We start from the raw sequence: 4140 nt of genomic DNA on the forward strand, positions 1-4140 counted from the left end.
GCCGTGAGCCATGGCACTGCCGCCCGAGGGTCGATTTCTCTCACGCCGTCATGCGTCGGCCCGCTCCTCGGCCGCGCGGGCCGAGGCCCGTCGCGCCGCGCGTCCACGCCGCCAGTTGCCGAACAGCGGGGCCACCATGGAGAGCACCGCGACCGCGAGCAGGGCGGCGGAGATCGGCTTGGTGACGAAGGTGCTGAAGGAGCCGTCGGAGATCAGCAGCGCCTGACGCATGGACTTCTCCATCAGGCCGCCCAGGATGAGCCCCAGGATGAGCGGTGCCGCGGGGAAGTCGTTGGCCCGCATCAAGAAGCCGAGCACACCGAAGCCGAGCAGCAGCCACAGGTCGAACGTGCTGAAGGACTGCCCGTAGACGCCGACCACGCAGAAGACCACGACCAGCGGCAGCAGCAGTGTCTGCGGGGTCTTCAGCACCTTGGCGAACAGCGGGATCAGCGGCAGGTTGAGGATCAGCAGCACGATGTTGCCGATGTACATGCTGGCGATGACACCCCAGAACATGTCCGGGTTCTCGTCCATCAGCAGCGGACCCGGCTGCACGCCCAGCACCAGCAGCGCGCCGAGCAGCACCGCCGTCGTACCCGAGCCGGGCACGCCCAGGGTCATCAGCGGCACGAAGGAGCCGACGGCGGCCGCGTTGTTGGCGGACTCGGGGGCGGCGACACCCTTGATGCTGCCCTTGCCGAACATCTTGCCGCCGTCCTTGGCCAGCCGCTTCTCGAAGGCGTACGACATGAAGGAGGCGATGGTGGCCCCCGCGCCCGGCAGTACGCCGATGAAGAAGCCGAGGACCGAGCTGCGCCCGGTGGGGCCGCTCATCTCCTTGACCTCGCTCCGGTCCAGCCGGAGCGAGGAGATCGTCCCCGCCTTGCCGCTGTCCTTGCCACGGTTCATCAGCATGACGAAGACCTCGGCCAGCGCGAATACACCCAGGGCCACGATCAGGAACTCGATGCCCTCGAACAGTTCGATCTGCCCGAAGGTGAAGCGCTGGGTGGAGGTCTGGGAGTCGATGCCGATCAGGGCGATCATCACGCCGACGGTGCCGGAGATCAGGCCCTTGACGAGGTTGTTGCCGGCGAGCGATACCACGGCGGTCAGCCCGAGGAGCATCAGCGAGAAGTACTCGGCCGGGCCGAAGCTGGTCGCGACCGCCGACAGTGAGGGCGCGACGAGCATCAGGCCGATCACGCCGATCGTGCCCCCGGTGAAGGAGGCGTACGCGGCGATCGCCAGCGCCTTGCCCGCCTTGCCCTGACGGGCCATGGGATAACCGTCGAAGGACGTGGCCACGGTGCCCGCCACACCGGGGGCGTTGAGCAGGATCGACGAGGTCGAGCCACCGAAGATCGCGCCGTAGTACACCCCGGCGAGCATGATGATCGCCGAGACGGGGTCCATGGTGAAGGCGATCGGGATCATCAGCGAGATCGCGCTGATCGGGCCCAGGCCCGGCAGCATGCCGATGACCGTGCCCATGAGTACGCCGAGGAAGACGTAGAGGAGGTTGGCCGGGGTGAGGGCCACCCCGAAGCCGTGGATGAGTCCGTTGAGAGCGTCCATGCCGTATGTGCCTCAGTCTCCAGGTCAGAAGGGCAGCGGCCCGGTCGGCAGGGCCACGTCGAGCCCCTCGGACATGGCGAGGTACAGCGACAGGGCCACGCCCACGCCCACCAGCACGCTCACCCAGTGCCGGGCGAAGCCGAGGTACCAGGCGGTGCCGACCACGAAGAGGCTGGTCGAGATCACGAACCCGAGCGGCACGAACAGCGCCACGTAGAGGGCGATCGCGATCAGCAGCACGGCCGGCTCCAGCCGGGGGTCGGAGAGGCGGCCGACGCGGGGCCGACGCGGGGCCCCGTCGTTCTCCGCGTCCGGCGCCCCCGGCGCGTCGGTCTCCGCGCCGTCCTGCCCCGCGGCATCCCGCGGCTCGGAATTCTGGAAGAACAGCGCCACGCTCAGGGCGATCAGCGCCATGCCCAGCCCCTGGGGCAGGGTGCCGGGCTGCACCGGCACCTCCACCGCCGTGAACTCGGGGATGTTGAACGCCCCGACCGTGTAGGCCACCGCCACCAGGCCGAGGACGACCGCGAGGGTGCGGTGCGAGAAGCGGAAGTGATGCATTGTCCTGCCGTCCCCGCCGATTACTTCTTCAGACCGACGTCGGTGAGGATTCCGCTGAGCGACTCGTTCTGCTCGTCGAGGAACTTCCCGAACTCGGCGCTGCCGAGGAAGGCGTTGGTCCAGCCGAGCTTCTTGCTCTCCGACGTCCAGGAGTCGTGCTCGACCATCTTCTTGTACGCGTCCTCGTAGTAGGCGACCTGGCTCTCGGTCAGCCCCTTGGGCCCCATCACTCCGCGCCAGATGTCGAAGACGTAGTCCACGCCCTCCTCGGTCAGGGTGGGCGCGTCGGGCAGGATCGCGGAACGCTTCTCGGTGGACACGGCGAGCACCCGCACGGCGCCGGACTTCGCCAGGCCGGTCACCTCCGAGGCTCCGGCGACGGCCGCGTCGGTGTGCCCGCCCAGCAGCGCGGTCATGGCCTCGCCGCCGCCGTCGAAGGGGACATACTTGACCTGGGCGGCGTTCACGCCGGCTGCCTGGACGGCGCCCGCGAGGCCGACGTGGTCGAGGCTGCCGGGGCCCGAGCCGCCCGCGACGCTCAGGCTCTTCGGGTCGGACTTCAGCTTCGACGCCAGGTCGTCGAAGGTCTTGTAGGGCGAGTTCGCCTTCACCACGTAGGCCAGCGGCTCCGTGTTGAGCCGGGCGATGGGCGTGAAGTCCTTGTACGTCTGCCGCGACTCGCCGGCCAGCGGCACCAGCAGGATGGGAGGGCTGGTCACGAAGAGCTTGTGCGGGTCGGCCTCGTGCTGGGCGATGTACGACCAGCCGATGGCGCCGCCACCACCGGGCTTGTTGACCACCCGCATCTGTCTGTCGACGAGATTCGCCTCGTCCAGCACCCGGGCGCTCGTGCGGGCGAGGGTGTCCCAGCCGCCGCCGGTGCCCGCGGGGGCGATGTACTCGATGGGCTTGGTGGGCTTCCAGGGGCCGTCGCCGCTGGCGCCGGTGGCCGCCTGCTCGCCGCACGCGGCGAGCAGCAGAGTGGCCGAACCGGCGGCTACGGCCGCCGTGACTGCTCGGGGGGCTGAGCGGAACACGCTTCCTCCAGTTGTGCACTCGGGTGTTTCCGGGGTCTTGCGGTGTCGAGGCGTCATGGAAACAGCGCGAGGCATGGCCGAAAAGAGAGGTTGAGCGTTGTGGAGCTATTGGCCCTAACGAACGTTCTGGAACCAGCCGTCAGTAACTTTCGTAACTTCTGTTCACCTCCCCGGGGCGCCGCACATCCGGCATCGATGCGGTATCGCCTTTGCTCGACCTGGTGACTGTCTTTGCACTCTCATGCACAATGCGCTGGGCATCAGAGAGGTCTCGGAGGTCCTCTGCCGCGGTCTGCCGCCGAGTACAACGAAGTCCGGGCGGAAGGGAGTCATCATGATTCGTGTACTGGTCGTCGACGATGACTTCATGATCGCCCGCATCCATCGCAAGCTCGTGGAGCGCGTTGCCGGGTTCACCGTCGTCGGCGAGGCGCGCAACGGCGCGGAGGCGTTGCGGTCGGTGCGCGAACTGGGCCCCGATCTCGTGCTGCTCGACATCTACCTGCCCGACATCGGCGGTCTCGACGTCCTGCGCGAGCTGCGCGCCGGGGAGACCGCCGGGGCCGAGGTCGACGTGATGGTGGTGACGGCCGCGCAGGAGGTCGACACCGTACGCGGCGCGCTCCGCCAGGGCGCCGTCCACTACATCATCAAACCGTTCGACACCTCCGTCCTGGAAGAACGTCTTCAGCAGTACGCGCGTCAGCGGCGCGAGCTCGCCGACATGGCGGTTCCCGAGCAGGGCGATGTCGACCGGGTCTTCGGCAAGGCATTGCCCGATCCCGGCGACCCTCCGGGCCCTCGCCAGAGCGGAGCGCCGCCCGCCGTTCCCGCCCCCGCCTCAGCCTTCACCCGCCCGGGTGCCGTGCCGACCCGGCTGCCCAAGGGCGTCACCGAGCAGACCGCCGAGCTGGTGCGCCGTAACCTCTCCTCCGCGCAGGCCGACGGCCTGTCCGCCTCG

Annotated in this window: 4 protein-coding genes; 1 reads left to right on the top strand and 3 read right to left on the bottom strand. The window is 68.8% G+C overall.

Annotated features, from left to right (window positions below; translation table 11 throughout):
- Nucleotides 1–48 precede the first annotated feature (48 nt).
- Genes ABZ281_RS40495 through ABZ281_RS40505 form a run of 3 tightly spaced genes read right to left on the bottom strand, consistent with a single transcriptional unit; the run spans nt 49 to nt 3179 of the window.
- Complete coding sequence (locus ABZ281_RS40495; RefSeq protein ID WP_356662972.1) at nt 49–1581, bottom strand: tripartite tricarboxylate transporter permease; 1533 nt, start codon at nt 1579–1581, stop codon at nt 49–51.
- Nucleotides 1582–1605: 24 nt separating this feature from the next.
- Nucleotides 1606–2142 carry a tripartite tricarboxylate transporter TctB family protein gene (locus tag ABZ281_RS40500; RefSeq protein WP_356662973.1) on the bottom strand — a complete coding sequence of 179 codons (537 nt, stop codon included), beginning with the start codon at nt 2140–2142 and terminating at the stop codon, nt 1606–1608.
- Nucleotides 2143–2162: 20 nt separating this feature from the next.
- On the bottom strand, nt 2163–3179 hold the full coding sequence (locus ABZ281_RS40505; protein ID WP_356662974.1) for a tripartite tricarboxylate transporter substrate binding protein: 1017 nt from the start codon (nt 3177–3179) through the stop codon (nt 2163–2165).
- Nucleotides 3180–3513: 334 nt separating this feature from the next.
- On the opposite strand from ABZ281_RS40505, the gene ABZ281_RS40510 reads away from it, so the two are divergent.
- A partial coding sequence (locus ABZ281_RS40510; RefSeq protein ID WP_356662975.1) for a response regulator occupies nt 3514–4140 on the top strand: 627 nt, incomplete at its 3' end.

The organism is Streptomyces sp. NPDC006265, from assembly GCF_040613555.1.
In the GTDB taxonomy this organism is placed as follows: domain Bacteria; phylum Actinomycetota; class Actinomycetes; order Streptomycetales; family Streptomycetaceae; genus Streptomyces.

Bases quoted from the DNA above. Each gene is read 5' to 3' on its own strand.
- ABZ281_RS40495 (WP_356662972.1), bottom strand. From the start codon at position 1,581: ATGGACGCTCTCAACGGACTCATCCACGGCTTCGGGGTGGCCCTCACC.
- ABZ281_RS40500 (WP_356662973.1), bottom strand. From the start codon at position 2,142: ATGCATCACTTCCGCTTCTCGCACCGCACCCTCGCGGTCGTCCTCGGC.